At 63.0% G+C, this 21,464-nt stretch carries 17 protein-coding genes; 10 read left to right on the top strand and 7 right to left on the bottom strand.

Translation table 11 applies throughout. The annotated features are described in order from the left end of the window. Positions 1 to 5 precede the first annotated feature (5 nt). The 4 genes from dapF to H7C86_RS12210 all read left to right on the top strand — a co-directional run bounded on the left by dapF (position 6) and on the right by H7C86_RS12210 (position 4,759). Positions 6 to 875, top strand: a complete 870-nt coding sequence (gene dapF / locus H7C86_RS12225) for a diaminopimelate epimerase (protein ID WP_080910529.1) — start codon at positions 6 to 8, stop codon at positions 873 to 875. Between the two features lie 75 nt (positions 876 to 950). Further along, positions 951 to 2,426 carry a GTPase HflX gene (hflX, locus tag H7C86_RS12220; RefSeq protein WP_003942213.1) on the top strand — a complete coding sequence of 492 codons (1,476 nt, stop codon included), beginning with the start codon at positions 951 to 953 and terminating at the stop codon, positions 2,424 to 2,426. Next, on the top strand, positions 2,419 to 3,426 hold the full coding sequence (locus H7C86_RS12215; RefSeq protein WP_020907531.1) for a hypothetical protein: 1,008 nt from the start codon (positions 2,419 to 2,421) through the stop codon (positions 3,424 to 3,426). Before hflX ends, H7C86_RS12215 begins: the two co-directional genes overlap by 8 nt. A gap of 55 nt (positions 3,427 to 3,481) precedes the next feature. Beyond that, a complete protein-coding gene (locus H7C86_RS12210; RefSeq protein ID WP_259349091.1) occupies positions 3,482 to 4,759 on the top strand; it encodes an esterase family protein in 1,278 nt (425 codons plus the stop codon). A gap of 7 nt (positions 4,760 to 4,766) precedes the next feature. Here the strand turns inward: H7C86_RS12210 and H7C86_RS12205 are convergent, their stop codons facing one another. The 4 genes from H7C86_RS12205 to H7C86_RS12190 all read right to left on the bottom strand — a co-directional run bounded on the left by H7C86_RS12205 (position 4,767) and on the right by H7C86_RS12190 (position 8,963). Then, positions 4,767 to 5,024, bottom strand: coding sequence for an HPr family phosphocarrier protein (locus H7C86_RS12205; RefSeq protein WP_003942144.1), 258 nt, complete (start codon positions 5,022 to 5,024; stop codon positions 4,767 to 4,769). Between the two features lie 97 nt (positions 5,025 to 5,121). Continuing rightward, entirely contained in the window at positions 5,122 to 7,185 is a 2,064-nt protein-coding gene (locus tag H7C86_RS12200; RefSeq protein WP_182261600.1) for a fructose-specific PTS transporter subunit EIIC, read from the bottom strand. An 18-nt stretch (positions 7,186 to 7,203) separates the two neighbouring features. Next, positions 7,204 to 8,199 (bottom strand): 1-phosphofructokinase family hexose kinase, encoded by a 996-nt coding sequence (locus tag H7C86_RS12195; RefSeq protein ID WP_021344070.1) that lies wholly within the window; start codon positions 8,197 to 8,199, stop codon positions 7,204 to 7,206. Then, complete coding sequence (locus H7C86_RS12190) at positions 8,196 to 8,963, bottom strand: DeoR/GlpR family DNA-binding transcription regulator (protein ID WP_182261599.1); 768 nt, start codon at positions 8,961 to 8,963, stop codon at positions 8,196 to 8,198. The genes H7C86_RS12195 and H7C86_RS12190 overlap by 4 nt, the downstream gene beginning before the upstream one ends. Positions 8,964 to 9,154: 191 nt before the next feature. On the opposite strand from H7C86_RS12190, the gene H7C86_RS12185 reads away from it, so the two are divergent. The 3 genes from H7C86_RS12185 (at position 9,155) to H7C86_RS12175 (ending at position 13,512) form a co-directional block, all read left to right on the top strand. Further along, the gene (locus tag H7C86_RS12185; protein ID WP_182261598.1) at positions 9,155 to 10,828 is read left to right on the top strand and encodes a putative PEP-binding protein; all 1,674 of its coding nucleotides are present in this window, start codon (positions 9,155 to 9,157) and stop codon (positions 10,826 to 10,828) included. Positions 10,829 to 10,903: 75 nt separating this feature from the next. Next, positions 10,904 to 12,184, top strand: coding sequence for a uracil-xanthine permease family protein (locus tag H7C86_RS12180; RefSeq protein WP_020907537.1), 1,281 nt, complete (start codon positions 10,904 to 10,906; stop codon positions 12,182 to 12,184). A gap of 185 nt (positions 12,185 to 12,369) precedes the next feature. After that, the gene (locus H7C86_RS12175; protein WP_019748214.1) at positions 12,370 to 13,512 is read left to right on the top strand and encodes an acyl-CoA dehydrogenase family protein; all 1,143 of its coding nucleotides are present in this window, start codon (positions 12,370 to 12,372) and stop codon (positions 13,510 to 13,512) included. A 91-nt stretch (positions 13,513 to 13,603) separates the two neighbouring features. Here H7C86_RS12175 and lexA read toward each other — a convergent pair whose 3' ends face one another. Then, a complete protein-coding gene (lexA, locus tag H7C86_RS12170) occupies positions 13,604 to 14,332 on the bottom strand; it encodes a transcriptional repressor LexA (protein WP_020723648.1) in 729 nt (242 codons plus the stop codon). Positions 14,333 to 14,633: 301 nt separating this feature from the next. On the opposite strand from lexA, the gene H7C86_RS12165 reads away from it, so the two are divergent. Beyond that, a complete protein-coding gene (locus H7C86_RS12165) occupies positions 14,634 to 15,374 on the top strand; it encodes a LysM peptidoglycan-binding domain-containing protein (RefSeq protein ID WP_047889278.1) in 741 nt (246 codons plus the stop codon). 195 nt (positions 15,375 to 15,569) lie between these two features. Beyond that, positions 15,570 to 16,067 carry a transcriptional regulator NrdR gene (gene nrdR, locus H7C86_RS12160; RefSeq protein WP_020907539.1) on the top strand — a complete coding sequence of 166 codons (498 nt, stop codon included), beginning with the start codon at positions 15,570 to 15,572 and terminating at the stop codon, positions 16,065 to 16,067. A gap of 286 nt (positions 16,068 to 16,353) precedes the next feature. Here nrdR and hrpA read toward each other — a convergent pair whose 3' ends face one another. Continuing rightward, entirely contained in the window at positions 16,354 to 20,259 is a 3,906-nt protein-coding gene (hrpA, locus tag H7C86_RS12155) for an ATP-dependent RNA helicase HrpA (RefSeq protein ID WP_047889277.1), read from the bottom strand. A gap of 53 nt (positions 20,260 to 20,312) precedes the next feature. On the opposite strand from hrpA, the gene H7C86_RS12150 reads away from it, so the two are divergent. Beyond that, on the top strand, positions 20,313 to 20,990 hold the full coding sequence (locus H7C86_RS12150; protein ID WP_020907541.1) for a Pr6Pr family membrane protein: 678 nt from the start codon (positions 20,313 to 20,315) through the stop codon (positions 20,988 to 20,990). Here the strand turns inward: H7C86_RS12150 and H7C86_RS12145 are convergent. After that, the gene (locus H7C86_RS12145; protein ID WP_020907542.1) at positions 20,961 to 21,278 is read right to left on the bottom strand and encodes a DUF2322 family protein; all 318 of its coding nucleotides are present in this window, start codon (positions 21,276 to 21,278) and stop codon (positions 20,961 to 20,963) included. The two genes, H7C86_RS12150 and H7C86_RS12145, sit on opposite strands and share 30 nt — an antisense overlap. Positions 21,279 to 21,464 lie beyond the last annotated feature (186 nt).

Raw genomic sequence — 21,464 nt, 5'->3', positions numbered from 1 at the left:
CGACCATGGATTTCAGTAAGGGACACGGCACGCAGAACGACTTCGTTGTTCTCCCTGACCTCGACGTTCGGGTCGATCTCGAGCCGGCGCGAGTTTCAGCGTTGTGTGATCGTCAGCGTGGCCTCGGCGCCGACGGCATCCTTCGTGTCGCCCGGGCAGGCGCACTTGCGGACGCGGGCGTGCTCGCTGCGCTGCCAGACGGCGTCGCTGCCGAAGACTGGTTCATGGACTACCGCAACAGCGACGGCTCCATCGCGGAGATGTGCGGAAACGGAGTTCGCGTATTCGCCCACTATCTCAAGGCCTCGGGCTTGGAGAGCAAGGACGAGTTCGTGGTCGGCAGTCGTGCCGGAGCGCGTCCGGTCGTGGTGCACGGCTACGACGCCACACATGGTGACGTGACCGTGGCGATGGGCCCGATCAAGGACCTCGGCACCAGTTCGGCAACAATCGACGGCCGCGTCTTCGCCGGCGTCGGCATCGACGTCGGCAATCCGCATTTGGCGTGTGTCGACGAGCACGTGACGGCAGAAGTTTTGAGTGCGCTCGATTTGAGTGTTTCTCCGGGCTTCGATCCCGGGTTCTTCCCGCACGGGGTCAACATCGAGATCGTGACGCCGATCCACGACGGTGGGGTCCACATGCGCGTACACGAGCGTGGTGTGGGCGAGACTCGTTCCTGCGGAACCGGAACGGTCGCAGCTGCGGCCGCGGCGCTGAAGTTCGACGGCCGCGACGAAGGCTCGGTGCTGGTGCGCGTGCTCGGCGGCGAAGTGCAGGTCACCGTCGAAGGCGGCGAAGGGTCGTTGCGGGGGCCCTCGGTTCTGGTGGCGAACGGGACGATCAGCGATGCCTGGTGGCAATCGCTCGTGTGATATCGCCCGCGGGAAATACGCCTGCAGGAAATACGGATGCACCGTGGCCAGGTTTCGTGGGACCATGGATCTTGTATGACGAACACACATGAAAACGAAGAGTCCACCGCTCACGAGCAGTCCGAGTACGCGCAAGCCGAATACACGGCAGCGTCCGCATCGGGCAACCCGTCGACCGGTGAGATGCAACTCGCAGATCGCGGCGCCCTGCGCCGCGTGGCCGGTCTGTCGACCGAGCTCGAGGACGTCACCGAAGTCGAGTACCGCCAGCTTCGACTCGAAAGAGTTGTCCTGGTCGGCGTCTGGACGCAGGGAACTGCCGAGCAGGCCGAGGCGAGCATGACCGAGCTGGCCGCACTGGCAGAGACGGCAGGCTCCGAGGTCCTCGAAGGACTGGTTCAGCGCCGCGACAAACCCGACGCTGCCACCTACATCGGTTCCGGCAAGGCCCAGGAACTGCGCGAAGTAGTCCTGGCGACCGGCGCCGACACCGTCGTCTGCGACGGTGAGCTGACGCCGGCGCAGCTCACGGCGCTGGAGAAGATCGTCAAGGTCAAGGTCATCGACCGGACGGCTCTGATTCTCGACATCTTTGCTCAGCACGCCACGTCTCGTGAGGGTAAAGCCCAGGTGGCTTTCGCTCAGATGGAGTACATGCTCCCGCGTCTGCGTGGTTGGGGCGAGTCGATGTCGCGCCAGGCCGGTGGCCGTGCCGGCAGTAACGGAGGTGTGGGCCTGCGTGGTCCCGGTGAGACGAAAATCGAGACGGACCGTCGCCGTATTCGTGAGCGCATGGCAAAACTGCGCCGCGAGATCAAGGGCATGAAGGCCGCCCGCGACACCAAGCGCACACGTCGACTGCAGAGCGACATCCCGTCGATCGCCATCGTCGGATACACGAACGCGGGCAAATCGAGTCTGCTCAATTCGCTCACCGGATCCGGTGTGCTCGTGGAGAACGCGTTGTTCGCCACCTTGGACCCGACAACTCGCCGCGCCGCACTCGACGACGGCCGCGAGTACGTACTCACCGACACGGTCGGCTTCGTGCGACACCTTCCGACTCAGTTGGTCGAGGCATTCCGGTCCACTCTCGAGGAAGTGACCGACGCGGATCTGCTTCTGCACGTCGTCGACGGTTCGGATCCGTTGCCGACAGAACAGATCAAGGCTGTGCGGGAAGTCGTCACCGATGTTCTGCGCGAGACGGATTCGAAGGCTCCGCCGGAGTTGATCGTGGTCAACAAGATCGACGCGGCAGATCCGGTTACCTTGACGCAACTACGTGGTCTGTTGCCTGGTGCCGTGTTCGTCTCGGCGCGGACCGGTGAAGGAATCGCTGAACTACGAGCACATCTCAGCGAGGTGCTGGTTCGGCCGGAGGTCGAGGTCGACGTGCTGGTGCCGTACACGCGCGGTGATCTGATGGCTCGAATCCACTCGGACGGAACGATTTTGGAATCGACTCACGAAGAGGCGGGAACGCGGGTGCACGCACGCGTGCCACAGATGTTGGCCTCGGCATTGGTGGAGTACGCACCTAGTGCGTAGTTTCGGGGTCGTGGTCGCGGTGCTTGCTGCGACTACGGCAACCGCACTGCTTCCCGGAGCGCTCGCACAGGCGTCGTCGTTCGAGCCGAGCGAGTTCGCCCCACTCTGTACACCTACCGATCCTGCGCTCCAGGAGTTGTCGGGGATGGTCGTCGTCGACGATCGGATCTACGCGATGGGTGACGGCGGCAGTGACGACTTCGTATTCGAAATGGACCTGAACTGTGTTGTCCAGAAACAGATTCCGGTTCCGATCGATCCATACGACGTCGAAGATCTTGCGGTGAGTGGTCGAACGCTCGTTCTGTCGGATACCGGCGACAACCTCCGAACCCGCGACACGGTGGCGTTCATCACGATGGACCTCGATTCCGGTGACGGTACGTTGCACCGCCTCACGTACCCGGACGGCGCGCACGACACCGAATCGATTCTGCTCGACCCTGACGGCCATGTGTTTGTCGTGACCAAGGAATTGTTCGGCTCCAGCAGTGTCTACACACCCGTCGGGGATCAGAAACTGAGTGACTTGGCGCAACCCGGCCCGACGCCGCTCGAGCGCGTCGGAGCCGTATCTCTCGGACCGGAGAAGCCCGTGTCGGTGATGTTCACCGGGGGAGCGGTGTCGTCGGACGGTTCGGCGATCGCGCTTCGGAGTTACTCCGATCTGTACCTGTACGAGGTCGTGGACGGCGGAATCGGCGCGACGCTCACCGATACCGAACCGTTGCGGATCCCGCTCCCGACGGAGCCTCAGGGCGAGGCCGTGGCGTTCAACGACGCGGGCGATGTTCTGATCGGATCGGAATCTGCGGGTGGAGCTTTGCCGCCGGTTCACGTGATGCGCGCGCTCGTGGAAGCGACCGAATCGACGGCAGTCTCGTCTGGCGATTCGGTCGGCGTCGGGGTCGATCCATGGACATTCGTGTGGGCCGGATTGGTCGCGGCAGGATGCGCGCTCGGAGGTGTGGCGTTCGTGAGATCTCGACGACGCCGCTGATTCCCACCAATTCCACGAATTCGCAGACTGCCGGTGGATGTGGATACTGGAACGAATGCACGGGCATCAACTCCTGACGCGGCTCTCGCGTATCTCACTCGAGCACGGACACATCACCGCAGCGCTGCTCGTTGGTTCCGTCGGCGTCGGCGTCGGCGCGCTGCTTTTGCTTCGTTGGTTGCCGCGTCGGGCCGTGCTTGTCGCACTGGGCTTGTCAGTGGTAGGGTCCGCCGGCGGCGCGATGTTCGTGTGGCTCAGTTATCGACCGTTGCCCGCGCAGCTACCCCTGTCGAGTTTTGTGTGGATAGCGTTGGCGATATTCGGAGTCATCGGCGCGGCGCTTGTTCTCCTTCGGCGTCCAGGACTGGCCCGCGGCCTTTCCGTGACGGTGTTGGCCGGTCTGGCCGCGATCGTCGCGGTGGGTCAGGTCAATGCCCAGACCGGCATTTACCCCACGCTCGGATCACTGGTCGGGCACTGGCCGGTCGGCTCGGTCGAGCACGTTGCTTTCGATTCACTCCCCGGGGCCGAACCTCGGCTACAGCGGGGACTTCCCACCGAAACTCATTGGGAGGTTCCGGTGCGGATGCCGAGCAACGGCGTCGTGACGGAAGCGTCGATTCCGGGAAACATCTCGGGTTTCGACGCGAGGCCGGCGACGTTGTATCTCCCGCCGGCCTATCTTGCCGATCCACGTGCGGAGTTGCCCGTCCTGGTGTTGGTGGCGGGTGAGCCCGGCAGCCCCAGTGACTGGCTGGACAGTGGCCGGCTCGCGACCACCGTCGACGCCTATGCATCGAGGCATTCCGGGCTTGCTCCCGTGGTGGTGGTGCCCGACGCGTTGGGGGACTACGACGCCAACCCCGGCTGCATGGATTCTGCGCTCGGCAACGTCGCGACGTATCTGGACCAGGACGTCCCGAACTGGATCGAATCGAACCTTCAAGTGAATCCGGACGCTGCGCAATGGGCTATCGGTGGGTTTTCGTACGGCGGGACATGCGCGATCGAAATGGCCGTGAACTTCCCGGACCGATACCCGTCGTTCCTGGACTTCTCCGGCCAGGACGAACCGTCGACCGGTGACCACGAGGACACTGTGGCTGCGATGTTCAACGGCGACGAAGACGCTTTCGACGCGGTCAACGCCCGAGACCTGATGGCGCAGAATCGGTATCCGCAGTTGTCTGGTGTATTTGTCGCGGGTGAAGACGACGACATCTACCGCCCTCAGCAGGAGATCATGTTCGAGGCTGCGCGCGCCGCCGACATGAACGTGGACTACTACACTGACTCCGTGAGAGTGTCCGGCCCGCTACACAGCACCGACTGACATCAGGTCAGGCGTCGAGATCAGCGGCTACCAGTTCGGCGACCTTGGCGAGTGCGTCGGCGTCGTCGGACTCGATGGTGACTTCGGTGTCCTTGGCGGCTCCGAGCGTCATGATCATCAGGGCCGAACCTGCATCCACCGGTTCGCCGTCGGCGACTGCGAGGGTGACCGTGGCGCCGGAGGCTCCGACTGCTTCGGCGATGAGAGCGGCGGGGCGGGCGTGGAGGCCGACTGCGGAACCGACGGCAACTGTCTTGCTGGGCATGGGATCTCCTCGTTGTGAATCTATCGGTGCGGACGTTGTGGGGTCTTTGGGCGGATTTGGTGACAACAGTGGTGACTGCAGCGTTGCTTGCTGTCGATCATGCCGCAGCGGGCACGATTTCGGGGTCGAGTTCGGCATCGGACGGCCCCTTGCGGAAGAACTCCTTGGCTCCGACGACGGCGAGCGCAGCTACCACGGTTCCCGCGGCGAGCGAGACCAGGAACCAGCCGATTCCGCCGACTGCGAAGAAGACGAAGATCCCGCCGTGCGGGGCGCTGAGAGTGACGTCGAAAGCCATGATCAGCGCACCGGTGACGGCGCCGCCCGCCATCATCGAGGGGATCACGCGAAGCGGGTCGGCAGCGGCGAACGGAATCGCGCCCTCGGAGATGAATGCCGAACCCAGCAACCAGGCAGCCTTTCCGTTCTCACGTTCGGCTTCGCTGAAGAGCTTGGGACGCAGCACCGTCGAGGCAAGTGCCATGGCCAGTGGCGGAACCATACCGGCAGCCATGACTGCCGCCATGATGCGCAAAGTGGCCGGGTCGTTGACGTTGAGTCCGGCTACAGCGAAGGCGTAAGCCGCCTTGTTGACCGGTCCGCCGAGGTCGAAGCACATCATCAGGCCGAGAATGATGCCGAGGAAGATGGCCGAGCTGCCGGACAGTCCGTTGAGCCAGTCGGTGAGACCGGAGGTGATCGCAGCGAGCGGACGACCGAGGACGATGAACATCAGTGCTCCGACAACCAGCGTCGCGAACAGCGGAATGATCACCACCGGCATCAGGCCCCGCAGCCACTGCGGGACGGCGATCCGGCCGATGTAGAGCGCGACGACGCCGGCGATGAGACCACCGACCAGGCCGCCGATGAATCCGGCACCGACAAACACGGCGACCGCGCCGGCTGTGAAGCCGGGAGCGATGCCAGGCCGGTCGGCGATAGCGAAGGCGATGTAGCCGGCCAACGCGGGCACCAGGAAGCTGAATGCCAACGAACCGATCTGGAACAGCACTGCGCCGAGATAGGTGGCCAGACCACCGTCGGGAAGGTTGGTGATCGAGTTGTTGAGAACGATGTCCTTGGCAGGACCGGAGATCTCGTATCCGCCGAGCAGGAAGCCGAGTGCGATCAGCAGACCGCCGGCCGCGACGAACGGGATCATGTAGCTGACACCGGTCAGGAGGACCTGACGGAGGTGGGTGCCGAACCCTACGGAACCGGCATCGGAATCCGCGGCCGCGGCGGCGGTACCGTCCACGGTGGCGGCGGCGGGATTCTCGGAGGCGCGCAACGCTTCTGCAAGCATCTTGTCCGGCTCGTTGATCGCCCGCTTCACACCGGAAGCGACAACGGGTTTGCCGGCGAACCGGTCGCGGCCCTTCACTCCGACGTCGGTGGCGAAGATGACCGCGGCGGCTCCGGCGATGACCGAAGGGTCAAGGGGGGTGCTTCCGCTCGAGCCCTGCGTTTCGACGTGAACCTTGACCCCGGCGCGTTCACCCGCGGCGACGAGTGAGTCCGCAGCCATGTAGGTATGAGCGATTCCGGTCGGGCACGCGGTGACCGCGACGATGTGACGCTCCGCGGGCGTTGGGGCCTCCTCGGTGGAGTGTTTCCCAGTGGAAACAGGAGGAGTGGGTGTGGCTGCCGCAGCCTTTGCTGGAGCATCCTTCGGCGCGGGATTGAGTACCTCGTCGACCAGTCGCACGATCTCGTCCGGCGTCGACGCCTCACGAAGCGACGTGACAAACGCGGGTCGGACGAGCGCTCGGGCCAAGGACGAGAGCAGCTTCATGTGCTCGGCTCCGGCGCCTTCGGGTGCCGCGATCAGGAACACCAGATCGGCGGGGCCGTCGGGTGCCCCGAAATCGACCTTCGGATCCAGTCGAGCAAATCCCAGGGACGCGGACGAGACGGCCTCGGCGCGGCAGTGGGGAATGGCGATTCCGCCCGGCAGTCCGGTCGCGGACTGCGCTTCGCGAGCGAGTGCGGCAGCGACCAGCCCCGCGGCGTCGCTCGCCCGTCCCGCTGCAGTCAATCGCGCTGCGAGAGAACGAATGACATCTTCCTTGGTCGTACCCAGGTCGGTGTCGAGTGAGATCAGTTCGGGACTGATGATCTCGGGGCCGGAACCGCCGGCTGCGTTGGTATCGGACATGTCAGGTTCCTTAGGGCGTCAGGCGAGTTCGGTGGGGACGGGGATGGGAGAGGAGGCATCGGCTGCAGATACCGAAACCGCTGCCAGATCGATCTGTTCGGGCGTGGGAAGAGTTGTGCCGGGAAGGGAGGCAGCGGCGCTTCCGTAGGCGACCGCGTGACGTAACCGCTCGGATTCCGAGCCGCCTCCCGCTTCGGCGAGGATGTAGCCGGCCAGCGACGAATCGCCTGCGCCGACGGTACTGACTGCGACAATCGGGGGAGCGGTGGCGATCCACGCGCCGTCGGCGGTGACGAGGACAGCACCTGCTGCGCCGAGCGTGGCGAGCACACTGCCGACGCCGCGGTCGACCAATCGCTGCGCCGCCGTGATCGCAGGCCCGGGATCACCGTTCTCGGCAGCACGTTCGAGGACGTGGCCGTCGACGCCGGTCAGTTGTGCGAGTTCCTCGCCGTTGGGTTTGAGCAGGTCGGGTGCCGAGTCGGGGAACGCTTCGGCGAGTGCCGTCAGCGGGGCGTCCGAGGTGTCGACCGCCACCTTGCACGGGTGATCGCGCAGTGCCGCGACGAGTTCGCCGTACCACCCGAGCGGAACGCCGGGGGGCAGTGAGCCGGACAGCGCGAACCACAGTGCGGTATCGGCGCGAACAATCAACTCCTGTGCCAGGGCGTCGAGCGTCGAACCGGACAGCGTTGCGCCGGGTTCGTTGATCTTCGTTGTTGTCCCGTCCGGTTCCGCAATGGTGATGTTGGTGCGAGCCAGACCCGTTGTGGCGACACCGATGTGGGGAATCCCACCGGCTGCCAGCGCCGAGAGCAGAGGGTCACCACCGTTTCCCGGCAGTACCGCGAGAACGTCGAGGTCGGCTGCGGCGAGAACACGCGCGACGTTGACCCCCTTGCCGCCGGGGTCGCTGCGAGTGGAGTGGGCGCGTAGGACGGAGCCTCGTTCGAGCCGTTGCTCGAGTTGCACGGTCCGATCGATACTCGGGTTGGCTGTCAGTGTGACGATCATGCGATCATCACCTCGATTCCGTGGTCGTGGAACTCGGATGTGTCTGTGGGACTGATCTCTTCGTCGGTGATGAGGACGTCGATGCTGTCGAGCGGGGCGAAGCTGATCAAGTGCTCGCGGCCGACTTTGGTGGAATCGGCCACCACCACAACGTGATTGGCGGCTTTGACCATTGCTCGTTTGACGGCGGCCTCTTCGCTGTCCGGAGTGGAGAGTCCGTGCCCGACGCTGATCGCGTTCGTTCCGATGAAGGCGACGTCGACTCGCAACGTGCTCAGCAGGCGTAGGGCGTCCTCGCCGACCACGGCTTGAGTCACCCCGCGTACTCGACCGCCGAGCAGTATCAGGGAAATCGAGTTCATCGATGCCAGGCGTGCGCCGATCGGGACGGAATTGGTGACGGCTGTGAAGTCGTTCTCGGTCGGCAGTTCGGGGATCATGCGGCCCGTGGTCGTGCCCGCGTCGAAGATCACGCTGCCGCCGGTGGGAGGGAGGTAGGTGACCGCGCAGCGGGCGATCCGGTCCTTCTGTTGCGCGCGGGTCTGATCGCGTTCCGCCATGCCCGGTTCGGTGACGTGGAGGGATCCGGTCGGAACGGCGCCGCCGTGTACACGCCTGATCTGTCCGATCCGCTCGAGGAAGGCCAGATCGCGACGCACGGTCTCGGTGGTCACACCGAAGGTCTCCGACAGAGCCGCCACGGACATGCGTCCGCGCTGCGACACCATGGTGCCGATCGCTTGTTGGCGTTCTTCCGCGTACACGTGCTCTCCGATTCCGAAGTGTGATCCGACGGTGCGTTGTGGATCACAGTGAATGTTGCTTTATGTTGTTTTACGCCCGAGTGTGTTGACATGTCAAGACTTGGGAGTAATCTTCGTCACAACGAAGGTGAGGGCTTTACGCGCTCGAGGTGATCCGGTGTGACACCGGGCCCATCGCTCAAGGAGGACAGATGACCGAACAGCTCAACCGAATCACCGTGCACGGCACCCCCGTGGTGCCTGGAATCGCCTACGGACCGGCGATCTGGCCGTCCAGCCGACCAGAACTCGTCACCGATGCGCCGGCACTCGACGAGGCCGATCGAGAGGCCGCCGTGGACGCCTTCGTCGCAGCGGCGAAGGCTGTCGAGAACCGCCTTCTCGGACGGGCCGCCGAAGCTACCGGCGCGGCCGCAGAGGTTTTGCAGGCCAACGCGGCGATGGCAGCTGATCGTGGCTGGATCGGGGCGGCCAAGAAGTCGATCGCCGGCGGAGTGCCCCCGGTGCAGGCTGCGATCGCGGCGACGGAGCAGTTCGTGGTGCTGTTCACCAAGGTCGGCGGTTTGATGGCCGAGCGCGTCACCGACCTCGAGGACATCCGCGATCGCGTGATCGCCGAACTCTCCGGATTACCCGAACCTGGAGTTCCCATGCCAGAGACACCGTCGGTGCTGTGCGCGGACGATCTGGCTCCTGCAGACACCGCGGGCCTCGATGCATCCAAGATCATCGGACTCGTGACCATTTACGGCGGCCCGACCAGCCATACGGCAATCATCGCGAGGCAGTTGGGCATCCCGTGCATCGTCGCCGCGAAGGAATTGGAATCCATCTCGGCAGGAATACCGATTCTGATCGACGGAACAACCGGCGACGTGATCGCGGAGCCGGATCCCGGGCGCGCGCGTGAACTGGTCGAACAATCCCGGATCGATCGCGAACGCGTCAGCACCTGGACCGGACCGGGCCAGACGGCGGACGGCCGGCCGGTAGACGTTCTCGCCAACGTTCAAGACGGCGCGGGCGCTCGCGCCGCGGCGTCGACTGCTGCGGGGGGCATCGGGCTCTTTCGGACCGAACTCTGCTTCCTCGGCCGTGAGACCGAACCGACCGTAGACGAGCAGGCGGCGATCTACGCCGAGGTTCTCGAGGCCTTCGCAGGAAAGAAGGTCATCATTCGCACGTTGGACGCGGGTTCGGACAAGCCGCTCAAATTCGCCAACCATCAAGAGGAAGCGAATCCGGCACTCGGCGTTCGTGGGGTCCGTATCGCCTGGCAGGACATGGGAATTCTCGACCGCCAGCTCGACGCGATCGCGGCAGCCGCGGCGTCGACCAACTCGTCCCCGTGGGTCATGGCACCGATGATCGCCACCCCGGCCGAGGCGAAACGTTTTGCCGATGCGGTGCGGGCACGCGATCTTGTTCCCGGTGTGATGGTGGAGATCCCGGCGGCGGCGCTGTTGGCCGACCAGATTCTCGAACACGTCGAATTCCTCTCGATCGGTACCAACGACCTCGCTCAGTACACGATGGCCGCTGATCGGATGTCCTCCGAACTCGCCGACCTGACCGATCCATGGCAGCCCGCGGTGCTCGCCCTTGTCGCACGTACGGCCCAGGCAGGTCAGGCGGCAGGCAAGCGCGTCGGCGTCTGCGGTGAGGCGGCCGCCGATCCACTGTTGGCGTGTGTTCTGGCCGGACTCGGAGTTTCCTCGCTGTCGTGCGCTGCGGCGTCGGTCGCGGGTGTGGGCGCGAAGGTCGGATCCGTCACCATGGCGCAATGTGAGGCGGCTGCGGCAGCGGTGCTGGCAACCGGTGATCCGGTGGCAGCGCGCAAAGCGGCGGCTGACGCAATCAGCTGAACTGGTTTGATCGGTCTCGGTCGGAGACCGAGCGCCTGACCTCTAGTATTTCGACCTGTGATCGAACGAGAAACAATGACCGGGGCCGGCGGAATCGGCTGGACTGTCCACGGAGACGGCAAGCGGATCGCCGACGGAGCCGTCGTGGCGCCGGACGAACGACTGAGTTGGCCGCGCACCATCGGAATCGGGATGCAACACGTCATCGCGATGTTCGGAGCGACACTGCTCGTTCCGACCATCACCGGCTTCCCCGTCACGACGACGCTGTTGTTCTCGGGTATCGGCACCGCGCTGTTCCTGCTCATCACCCGGGGCCGGATCCCCAGCTATCTCGGTTCGTCCTTCGCGTTCATCGCCCCGCTGACAGCGTCGGCAGGATCGGGCCCGGCCGCGCAACTCGGTGCCGTCATGGCCGTCGGCATCGTGTTGATGTTGATCGGCGTCGCCGTACGTCTGATCGGCAGCCGGGTCATCGACGCCGTCATGCCGCCGGTGGTGACGGGCGCTGTCGTCGCGCTGATCGGTCTCAACCTCGCTCCGACGGCGGTCGGCTCCTTCGAATCGCAGCCGCTGATCGCCACGGTGACGCTCGTTTCGATCCTGCTGGTCACGGTCGTCGGTCCCGGGTTGCTCGGCCGGCTGGGCATTCTGGTCGGCGTCGTGATCGGCTGGGTCTTCGCCGCGGTCATCGGCGGACTCGACAGTGAACGAGTGTCCGCTCTGCGCGAAGCGGACTGGTTCGGGCTGCCGAGTCTGCACGGACCGTCGTTCGACTGGTCGGTGATCGTGCTCGCGCTCCCCGTGGTGATCGTTCTGGTCGCCGAAAACGTCGGACATGTCAAAGCGGTGTCCGCTATGACGGGTAAGTCCCTCGACGATCTGGCCGGCAATGCACTGTTTGCCGACGGTCTCGCCACTACCTTGGCGGGCGCCGGTGGCGGATCCGGAACCACCACGTATGCCGAGAACATCGGTGTCATGGCAGCGACGCGTGTGTACTCGACCGCCGCGTACTGGGTAGCCGCCGCTACCGCTGTGATCCTGGCATTTTCGCCCAAATTCGGCGCACTGGTCTTCACGGTGCCGAACGGCGTCATCGGCGGCGCAACGATGGTTCTCTACGGCCTCATCGGCATTCTCGGTGTGCGCATCTGGATGGAAGCGAAGGTCGACTTCACCGATCCGGTCAACCTGACGGTCGCTGCGGCGGCGTTGGTCGCCGGCATCGGGAACTTGACGCTGACCATCGGTTCGGTCGAGTTGGGCGGCATCGCCTGGGGATCGATCGGCATCCTCGTCGCGTACCCGATCATGCGATATCTCGCCAAATTCCGTACTTCGAGTAACAGATAACCGCTACAGTCACGAATCGTGATCGTTCGGGTCATCGACGGGTATCGCAACAGGTTCTACCGTCGGAGGCAGTGACGTGGGCCCGCGCACTTCGGCGTGCCCAGTCTCAGCGAATACACCCCAGCGGGTATATCCCCAGCGGGTACATCACTGAAGTGCCATATATCGAATTGCAAGGAGTCGGCGTGGAGCGCACCCTGTTCGAACCGGAACATGAACTCTTCCGGGAGTCGTACCAGAAGTTCTTGGCACAGCACGTGGCACCGAACCACGAGAAGTGGGAAGAGCAGAACATCGTCGATCGTGACGTCTGGGTCGAGGCCGGAAAGCAGGGCTTCCTGGGAACTGCGGTCCCTGAGGAATTCGGCGGCGGCGGTGTCAAGGATTTCCGCTACAACGCGATCATCACCGAGGAAACCACCAAGGGTGGGTTCAGCGGTATCGGCTTCACGCTGCACAACGACGTCGTGGCACCGTACCTCCTGGAGTTGAGCAACGAGGAGCAGAAGCAGCGTTGGCTACCCGGATTCGCGTCGGGTGAGCTGATCTCGGCGATCGCGATGACCGAACCGGGTACCGGTAGCGACCTGCAGGGCATCAAGACGAAAGCGGTTCGCGACGGGGACCACTGGGTCCTCAACGGTTCGAAGACCTTCATCACCAACGGAATCAACGCCGACATCATCATCGTTGTCGCGTGCACCGACCCGGACAAGGGTGCTCAGGGCTTCAGCCTCCTCGTGGTCGAGCGGGACATGCCTGGCTTCGAGCGTGGACGCAACCTCGACAAGATCGGCATGAAGGCTCAGGACACCGCCGAACTCAGCTTCACCGACGTACGCGTTCCCGCTGCCAACCTGCTGGGCGAAGAGGGAATGGGCTTCTTCTACTTGATGAAGAACCTTCCCCAGGAACGACTCTCGATCGCCGTCGTTGCCGCTGCCGCAATGGAATCGGTTCTCGAGAGCACGATCCAGTACTGCCGCGACCGCAAGGCATTCGGCAAGTCGATCGGTAGCTTCCAGAACACCCGATTCGTACTGGCCGAATTGGCAACGGAGACCACGGCAGTGCGCATCCTGGTGGACAAGTTCATCGAGCAGCTCAATGCCGAGAAGCTGACCGTGCAGGAAGCTGCGATGGCGAAGTGGTGGACCACCGAAGCTCAGGTCAAGCTCATCGACCGCTGCCTCCAGCTGCACGGAGGCTACGGCTACATGAAGGAATACCCGGTTGCAAAGGCGTACATGGACTCTCGTGTGCAGACCATCTACGGTGGCACAACCGAGATCATGAAGGAGATCATCGGACGTTCGCTGAATCTCTGATTCGGGTGATGGACCGCTGATCGTCACGAAAAGACTCTGGGCCCCAGCTGATGCCGGGGCCCAGAGTTTTGTGATCGAGGTGCGAGCGAACTCAGATCTTCCGCATGACGGTGACAACCTTGCCCAGGATGACGGCGTTGTTGCCGGGAATCGGCTCGAAGAGTTCGTTGTGCGGCATCAGCCACACCTCCTTCTTCGTACGCTTGAACGTCTTCACGGTGGCTTCGCCGTCGATCATGGCGGCCACGATGTCACCGTTCTCCGCGACGTTCTGCTGACGGACGACAACCCAGTCGCCATCGCAGATCGCTGCATCGATCATCGACTCGCCGACAACCTTGAGCATGAAGAGCGAACCCTGGCCGACGAGTTCGCGGGGGAGTGGGAACACGTCCTCTACCGCTTCCTCGGCAAGGATCGGTCCGCCGGCAGCGATGCGACCCAGGATGGGGACGAACGCCGGCTCCGGTAGCGGGTCGGCACTGTTGTACTCGCCGGAATGCTTTGACACCGACGCGATGGCGGTATCGGCCGCAACCTCGTCGAGACCTCGAACATCGACTGCGCGAGGGCGATTGGGATCGCGTCGAAGGAAGCCCTTGCGCTCCAACGTTCGCAGTTGATGTGCGACCGACGACGTGGAGGTGAGCCCCACCGCATCACCGATCTCGCGAATGCTCGGCGGATACCCGCGCTCCGTCACCGAATCGCGGATGACTTCGAGAACGCGCCGCTGACGCTCGGTGAGCGTCTCGCTCGACGGAGACGGAACTGCAGAAGCTCCTGCCTCCGCGGCTGTGCTGGAGCGATCGTCCTTCATGGCCTGTTGCCTCCGTGTCTGAAGAAGTCGTGTCTGAAGAAGTCGTGTCTGAAGAAGTCGTGTCTGTAAAGGCTGTGTCTGAAAAAGCTGTGTCTGAAAAAGTGCCTGGTGCAAATCGCGCAGAAACCTGTCGGTGCCTCCTGCCAACATTCGAGCTGTCGACAAACACGGAGGCTTTCGCAATTCCCGCTGTGTGGTCTGACACGAATCTAGCCGGATTTGCTCGCGGTTTCAAACATCTGTTCGATTCGTGTCGCTTGAAGTAGAGACATTGTCGGCCAGGCGTGGTAGAAATTCGAACATGCGTTCCATCGAACGCATGATCGAACACATCGATCGGTGTCGACCAGCGGAGGTCACGATGGGTAACGCAGCACTGAGAAGCAACAGGGTTTTCGACGACGCGATTGGTGATGACGCGATTGGTGATGACGCGATTGGTTTCGACGGCACGTCGGCGTTGAAGTACCACCCCTCGTTCTATGGGCCCGATGGTGGATCCGACGCTGACGGTGTGTCGTTCGAACGGCGCGGCACGGCCGAAATGCGGGGCGTGGCCAGGTATGTCGACAACGAACCGCAGGCGGCCGTCGTTCGTCGTGTTCCGGCGGTGGGCGCGGTTTCAGGTTCGCGTTCATTGCGTGAATCTCCTCGCCGGTGGGACGGCGAGCACGATTCGTCACGCCCGTACGGAGGAAGTTTCGCGCACCGAAACAGAGTCGGTGTCTCACGGGTCGAACATGAAGTGGCTGCCGAGGACGTCAGTTGGAAGACAGTGTTCCTTGGCGCCGTATTCACTGCACTGGCAGTGTTGGCGTTGGTGGGGATCGGCGCTTTGTCGAGTGGTGATGTCGCTGCGACAAACGGTGCGACCGAAGTGGTTCGTGTTGCTGCGGGTGAATCCCTCAGTGATATTGCTGCCAAGGTTGCGCCTGGCCAGGCTGTCGGCTCGGTGATCGAGCAGATCATGGATCTCAATGCGATGTCGAGTTCCGGACTGTCCGTTGGGCAAACGCTGATCGTGCCGGCCTCGGGCCGCTGACCGTACCCCGTGCCAGGCGGGGGCGTACCGAGCGTGAGAGCAGTCGGTTCACAGCGAGTAAGCTGTCCACTTGACAGTCCCACCACCTCGGGTGGTCGCGTTGAGTACGTGGATCTGCTCTGTAAATCGTCGGAGGATTTGCAGTCGGTAGTGAATCTGAGTTGCGGCCATTTCGGCGACAACGAAGGAACCCCGATGCATTGCCCGTTCTGCCGGCACCCTGATTCCCGAGTGGTCGATTCGCGCGAGGCCGACGAGGGCCAGGCGATCAGGCGGCGCCGTTCGTGCCCCGAGTGTGGCCGCCGATTCACCACGGTTGAGACGGCAGTTCTCTCGGTTGTGAAGCGCAGCGGCGTGACGGAGCCGTTCAGCCGAGAAAAGGTGGTCAAAGGAGTGCGTCGCGCATGCCAGGGCCGCCAAGTGGACAACGATTCGCTGAATTTGCTGGCCCAACAGGTCGAAGATGCCGTACGTGCTTCGGGTTCTGCCGAAATTCCCAGCAACGAGGTAGGGCTCGCGATTCTCGATCCGCTTCGAAATCTCGACGAGGTTGCATACCTGCGATTCGCATCGGTGTACAAGTCCTTCAGTTCTGCCGCGGATTTCGAACGTGAGATCACCGACATGCGCGAACATGCCGAGACCCGTGCTGCCGACAAGGCTTCCGGCGCCGAGACCGTTTCCGTCGACTGAGGCCTTTGCCTTAGATAACGCTGAGAGCACAAAGCGGCCGTAGGTAACGCTGAGAACACAAAGCGAACAATCGAACAAATCGGGCAAGTTATTCGCTTAGTGTCGACCAAGTACGTTCGTCCGCATCTCGGATCTTCACGGAGGCGTTATGAACTTAGTTGCAGTTCTCGGAGTCGTGAACAGCCTGGTAACCCTCGGGTTCGCCAACACTGTTGCCACCTTTGGTGGTTTCCTCACCAACGTCAACATTCAGACAATCTACTGATCGCGCAATTCTCGCTGAACGTCAACGCTTGATCGCTTCGATAGCTTTCAGGACTCGCTTTTCGGAAATCGGTGTGGGTGTACCGAGGGACTGCGCAAACAGGCTCACGCGCAGTTCTTCGATCATCCAGCTGATCGAGTCGACATCTCGAGCAGTGCGACGCTCTTCGGGAAGTGAACTCAACAACCGGTCGTACGCTGCGTACACCCGGTCGAGGACGTCCATCGCCTGCTGATCTCGTTGTGCACTTGCGGGTAGAGCTTCGAGACGGAATTTTGCTGCGGCAAGATACCGCGGCAAATCGCGTAGGCGGGCCGAGCCCAATTCGGCGACAAATCCCGGAAACAGCAGTGAGGTCAACTGTTCTCGGACGTCGTCTGCTGCTTCGCCGCGTGAGCGGTCCAGAACGACGCTCAGTTGGTGTGCTTGTTCGAGGATCGGAACAATCATGCGCAGGATCGCGGAGACGCGTCCGGCCAGTTCGGAGCGTGCGATCTTCACCAGGGCGTCGAACGCCTCAGGCGTGCGTACCGGTCCGCCGTGGGCAGCTATCACTTCGTTGGCAGCTGCCACCCGGCAATCTTCGACGAGTGCCTCCAAGCCGCCGTCCGGATTCTGGCCGAGAGCCAGACGCTGAGTGTTCGACAAGCCGGCGGTCACGGCCTTGAGCTGGGTGGGAACGGCCGCGAGAAGAAGCGCCCGAGTGCCTTCCCGCATCGCCTGCGCCTGCGCAGCCGGCGTACTCAGGACACGAACGGCAACTCCGCCGTTTTCCGGCACCAGTGCTGGGTAGCCGGTTACCTGCTGTCCGCCGATGGAGCGAGTGATGGTCGGTTCCAGTGCGCCGAGCGTTTCGGATGTCCAGACGGTTGCCGCTGCCCGTTCGGTACCGGTTGCCGCCTTGGCCACTTCCTTCTGTACGCGCGGGGCGAGCGTGCGTCGTAGCTGCGCCAGATCCTTACCCTTCGCGAGAACCGTGCCCGATTCGTCCTCGACGACAAATGTCATCCGAAGATGGTCGGGCAGCGCGGCGGGATCGAAGTCCTTGGCGTCGATCTGGATCCCGCCCAAGTGCGAGAGTTCGCGGGCCATTGCGGTCATCAACGGCTCGGATCGAGGTTTGACTGCTGCCAATGCTGCGGCGGCGTAGTCAGGTGCGGGTACGACAGCGCGTCGGATGTTCTTGGGCAACGTCTTGATCAGAGCAGTAACCAGATCGACGCGCATACCGGGGACCAACCAGTCGAAGCCGACCGGCTGAAGTTGCGCGAGCAGGCCGACCGGGATGTGCGCGCTGACGCCGTCGTCGTCCTTTCCGGGCTCGAATTGGTAAGTGAGCGGAAACTGCATGTCGCCCTGGCGCCAGGCGTCCGGGTACTCGCCGCCCAGTACTGCAGCCGCGTCGGAGTTGACCACCGTTTCCGGCGTGAAAGTCAGCAGACTCGGATTCTTGCGCCGCTCGGTCTTCCACCACTGGTCGAAATGCTTGGCGGATACGGCTTCCTGGCCGATACGTTCGTCGTAGAACTCGTAGAGAGTTTCGTCGTCGACGAGGATGTCGCGGCGGCGCGCGCGGTTCTCGAGTTCCTCGACGTTGTCGAGCAGTGCACGGTTCTCGTGGAAGAACTTGTGGTTCGTCTGCCATTCGCCCTGCACGAGCGCATGGCGGATGAAGAGATCGCGAGAGGCCTCGGGATCGATTCGTGAGTACGTCACTGCGCGGCCGGTCACCAGAGGAACTCCGTAGAGAGTGACCCGCTCGTATGCCATCGCCGAGCCGCGCTTGGAGGACCAGTGAGGTTCGGAATAGGTCCGTTTCACCAGGTGCGGGGCGAGCTTTTCAGCCCACTCGGGTTCGATGCGCGCGGACATGCGAGCCCACAGTCTCGACGTTTCCACGAGTTCGGCGGCCATGACCCAGCGTGGTGGCTTCTTGAACAGTCCTGATCCGGGGAAGATCGCGAAGTGGCTGCCCCTGGCGCCCAGGTAGTCCCGCTTCTCGCCCTCGCGTAGCCCGATGTGTGAGAGCAAACCGGCGAGGAGTGACTGATGGATCGCGTTCTCGCTTGCGGGTGTCTCACCCACCGTCCAGCCGAGGCCGCGGGTGATCTGCCGGAGTTGCCCGTGCAAATCCTGCCATTCGCGGATGCGGAGCCAGTGCAGGAACTCGTTCCGGCACATCTTGCGAAACTGGTTGGAGGACAGATCGTTACGTTGTTCGCGTAAGTAGTCCCACAGTTTCAGGTATGCCAGGAAGTCGGAGTTCTCGACATTGAACCTGGCGTGCTTTTCGTCGGCGGCCTGCTGGAACTCGGCGGGCCGCTCGCGAACGTCCTGGATGGACAACGCCGCGACGATGACAAGGGTTTCGTGAAGGCAACCGTTGTTCTTGGCTTCCACCAGCATTCGTGCCATCCGCGGATCCACCGGAATCTGGGCCAGCTCGCGGCCGACCGGCGTCAGTTCGGGGTGGCTTGCCTCGGAACCTCGCGCGATGGCGCCGAGTTCTTCGAGCAGTCCGATTCCGTCCTTGACGGCGCGCTGGTCCGGCGGTTCGACGAAGGGGAAGGCAGCGATGTCGCCCAGACCGAGGGCCGTCATCTGCAAGATGACGGATGCGAGATTGGTCCGCAGGATTTCCGGCTCGGTGAACGCCGGCCGTGACTCGAAGTCCTCCTCGGAATACAGGCGGATGCAGATTCCTTCGGCGACGCGGCCGCAACGCCCGGAACGTTGACGAGCTGACGCCTGCGAAATGGGCTCGATCGGCAACCGCTGAACCTTGGTGCGCACCGAATATCGCGAAATGCGTGCGGTTCCCGGATCGACGACGTACCGAATGCCGGGAACGGTCAACGAGGTCTCGGCCACGTTGGTGGCAAGGACGACGCGTCGGCCGGTGTGCGGCGAGAACACTTTGTGTTGCTCGGCAGCAGACAGCCGCGCGTACAGCGGGACGATTTCGGTGTTGCGAAGACGCCGATCGCGTAAAGCGTCTGCGGTGTCGCGAATTTCGCGTTCGCCGGAGAGGAAGACCAAGATGTCGCCTTCGCCCTCCGCGCTCAGCTCGTCGACCGCCTCGCAGACCGCGTCGACGGGATCGCGGTCGAAGGTGATGTCGCCGGACTCGACGGTCAGTGGCCGGTAACGCATTTCGACGGGGAATGTTCGCCCGGATACCTCGACGATCGGCGCGGGCTTACCGTCGACAGCGAAGTGCTTGGCGAAGCGCTCGGGATCGATGGTCGCCGACGTGATGATGACCTTGAGATCGGGTCGGCGGGGGAGCAGCTGAGCCAGGTAACCGAGGATGAAGTCGATGTTGAGGCTGCGTTCGTGCGCTTCGTCGATGATCAGCGTGTCGTAGCGTCGGAGCATACGGTCGCGCTGAATTTCGGCGAGGAGAATGCCGTCGGTCATGAGCTTGACGTAGGTGCGGTCCGAGACCTGGTCGGTGAACCGCACGGTGTATCCGACGGCGTCGCCGAGTTCGGTGTCGAGTTCTTCGGCGATACGTTCGGCAACGGTGCGTGCTGCCAGCCGGCGAGGCTGTGTATGTCCGATCAGGCCGCGGACGCCACGTCCGAGTTCGAGACAGATCTTCGGGATCTGAGTTGTCTTACCCGAGCCGGTCTCGCCGGCGACGATGACAACCTGATTCTCCGAGATCGCGGTCGCGATGTCGTCCTTGCGCTGACTGACGGGCAGAGCTTCCGGATACGAGACTGCGGGAACATTGGCGGATCGTGCCGCCAACCGTGTGCGCGCCGTTTCAATTTCCTCGGCCAGCGCCACCAAAGCGTCTGGTGTGCGGGCACGGTCGAGTTTGCGACGGAGTCGACTCTCGTCGCGGAGTGAGACCTGCGCCAGCGCGCTCTTCAGGTCACTCCGCTTGGGGGAGAGTGGGGCCGGTGGTGTTGTAGACATGCTGATGACAGCCTATCGAACGCGTTCACAACTACCGCTCGCAGATCGTTTTGATGTGCAAATATCGACCAGTGACGACAAATACCGCAAATGAGGCTGCTGCACCGGTTGCGTCGACGCCTGTTGCCGTGCGAGTACTTCGCCTGTTGTTCGCGTTCTACGGACTCACGGCGCTGCTGTGGATTCCGATTCGAAACGCCGACGGATTCTCGTTGTCGAACTATCTGAGCTACTTCACCATCGAGAGCAACATCCTTGCGGTGATCGTATTGCTGGTCGGCGCCCTTCGGGATCCGCAGTCTCGGACATGGCAGTCGGTTCGCGGTGCGGTGACGCTCTACATGGTGATCACCGGAATCATCTACGCCGTTCTACTGGCGAACATCGACGTCAATTTGAACGACGCGTGGATCAACTCGGCGCTCCACCGCATTCTTCCGCTGGTGATGCTCCTCGACTGGGTGTTCTTCGCTTCGAGGCACAGGATCTCCGAAATCCGCTCGCTGCAGTGGCTGCTGTTTCCAGTGATCTACGCGGTGTACACGTTGATTCGAGGGCCGATCGTCGACTGGTATCCGTATCCGTTCATGGATCCTCGCCACCAGGGCTATCTGGCCCTGTTCATCGGATTTGTCGTACTGGGCATCGCGATGGCCCTGATGGCGTTGGCGGTCAATGCCGTCGGACGGCTGGGAGCCGGGCTACGCGGACGGAACGCTGCGAAGTCCTAGTGGATTGCCGGAGGCGAGCACCTGCTCGAGGCGGTCCACGTTCGGGTGCTTACCGGGGTTCGCCCGCGCGTCCTCGGTGTGTTCGGCAAAGATCGTCAGTCCTGCCGAGGCGGCTTCGGGTGTGAGCGCGCCGTAGACCTGAGCGAGATGGTTGTACACCTTGACCGAGCCGGACTTTCCGGGCTTGTTCTCGACGGTGTCGATGACGGTTCCGTCGGCGTCGAGTACCTCGATGGCGGCCAGATGATCGATGGTGGGCAGTGCGGCGAGATTGTCGGCAAAAGTCATGGTCGACAGATTACGTGTGTACCCGGAAATGCCTGTGCCCGGCGAGCGCCGTCGTGCGCCGATTCCCGGTGTCGATATAGTCGCAGCACATCGTATGCACACCAGCATCGTTTGTATTCGAAGGGGACAATGATGGCTTCGGCATTGTGGCACGGGTTCGCGGACATGGGCGCTGTGGAGAAGAAC

Source organism: Rhodococcus sp. UFZ-B548 (assembly GCF_903819475.1).
GTDB classification, from domain to species: domain Bacteria; phylum Actinomycetota; class Actinomycetes; order Mycobacteriales; family Mycobacteriaceae; genus Rhodococcus_F; species Rhodococcus_F erythropolis.
The sequence above is the reverse complement of the archived record's forward strand: the minus strand, read 5'-3'. Positions and strand labels throughout refer to the sequence as shown.

What these genes read in the sequence shown, in the direction of transcription:
- nrdR (WP_020907539.1), top strand. Translation starts at nt 15,570, where the DNA reads ATGCATTGCCCGTTCTGCCGGCACCCTGATTCCCGAGTGGTCGATTCG.
- H7C86_RS12205 (WP_003942144.1), bottom strand. Translation starts at nt 5,024, where the DNA reads ATGCCCAGCAAGACAGTTGCCGTCGGTTCCGCAGTCGGCCTCCACGCC.
- dapF (WP_080910529.1), top strand. Translation starts at nt 6, where the DNA reads ATGGATTTCAGTAAGGGACACGGCACGCAGAACGACTTCGTTGTTCTC.
- H7C86_RS12145 (WP_020907542.1), bottom strand. Translation starts at nt 21,278, where the DNA reads ATGACTTTTGCCGACAATCTCGCCGCACTGCCCACCATCGATCATCTG.
- H7C86_RS12185 (WP_182261598.1), top strand. Translation starts at nt 9,155, where the DNA reads ATGACCGAACAGCTCAACCGAATCACCGTGCACGGCACCCCCGTGGTG.
- hflX (WP_003942213.1), top strand. Translation starts at nt 951, where the DNA reads ATGACGAACACACATGAAAACGAAGAGTCCACCGCTCACGAGCAGTCC.
- H7C86_RS12200 (WP_182261600.1), bottom strand. Translation starts at nt 7,185, where the DNA reads ATGTCCGATACCAACGCAGCCGGCGGTTCCGGCCCCGAGATCATCAGT.
- lexA (WP_020723648.1), bottom strand. Translation starts at nt 14,332, where the DNA reads ATGAAGGACGATCGCTCCAGCACAGCCGCGGAGGCAGGAGCTTCTGCA.
- H7C86_RS12210 (WP_259349091.1), top strand. Translation starts at nt 3,482, where the DNA reads ATGCACGGGCATCAACTCCTGACGCGGCTCTCGCGTATCTCACTCGAG.
- H7C86_RS12165 (WP_047889278.1), top strand. Translation starts at nt 14,634, where the DNA reads ATGCGTTCCATCGAACGCATGATCGAACACATCGATCGGTGTCGACCA.
- H7C86_RS12195 (WP_021344070.1), bottom strand. Translation starts at nt 8,199, where the DNA reads ATGATCGTCACACTGACAGCCAACCCGAGTATCGATCGGACCGTGCAA.
- hrpA (WP_047889277.1), bottom strand. Translation starts at nt 20,259, where the DNA reads ATGTCTACAACACCACCGGCCCCACTCTCCCCCAAGCGGAGTGACCTG.
- H7C86_RS12150 (WP_020907541.1), top strand. Translation starts at nt 20,313, where the DNA reads ATGTGCAAATATCGACCAGTGACGACAAATACCGCAAATGAGGCTGCT.
- H7C86_RS12180 (WP_020907537.1), top strand. Translation starts at nt 10,904, where the DNA reads ATGACCGGGGCCGGCGGAATCGGCTGGACTGTCCACGGAGACGGCAAG.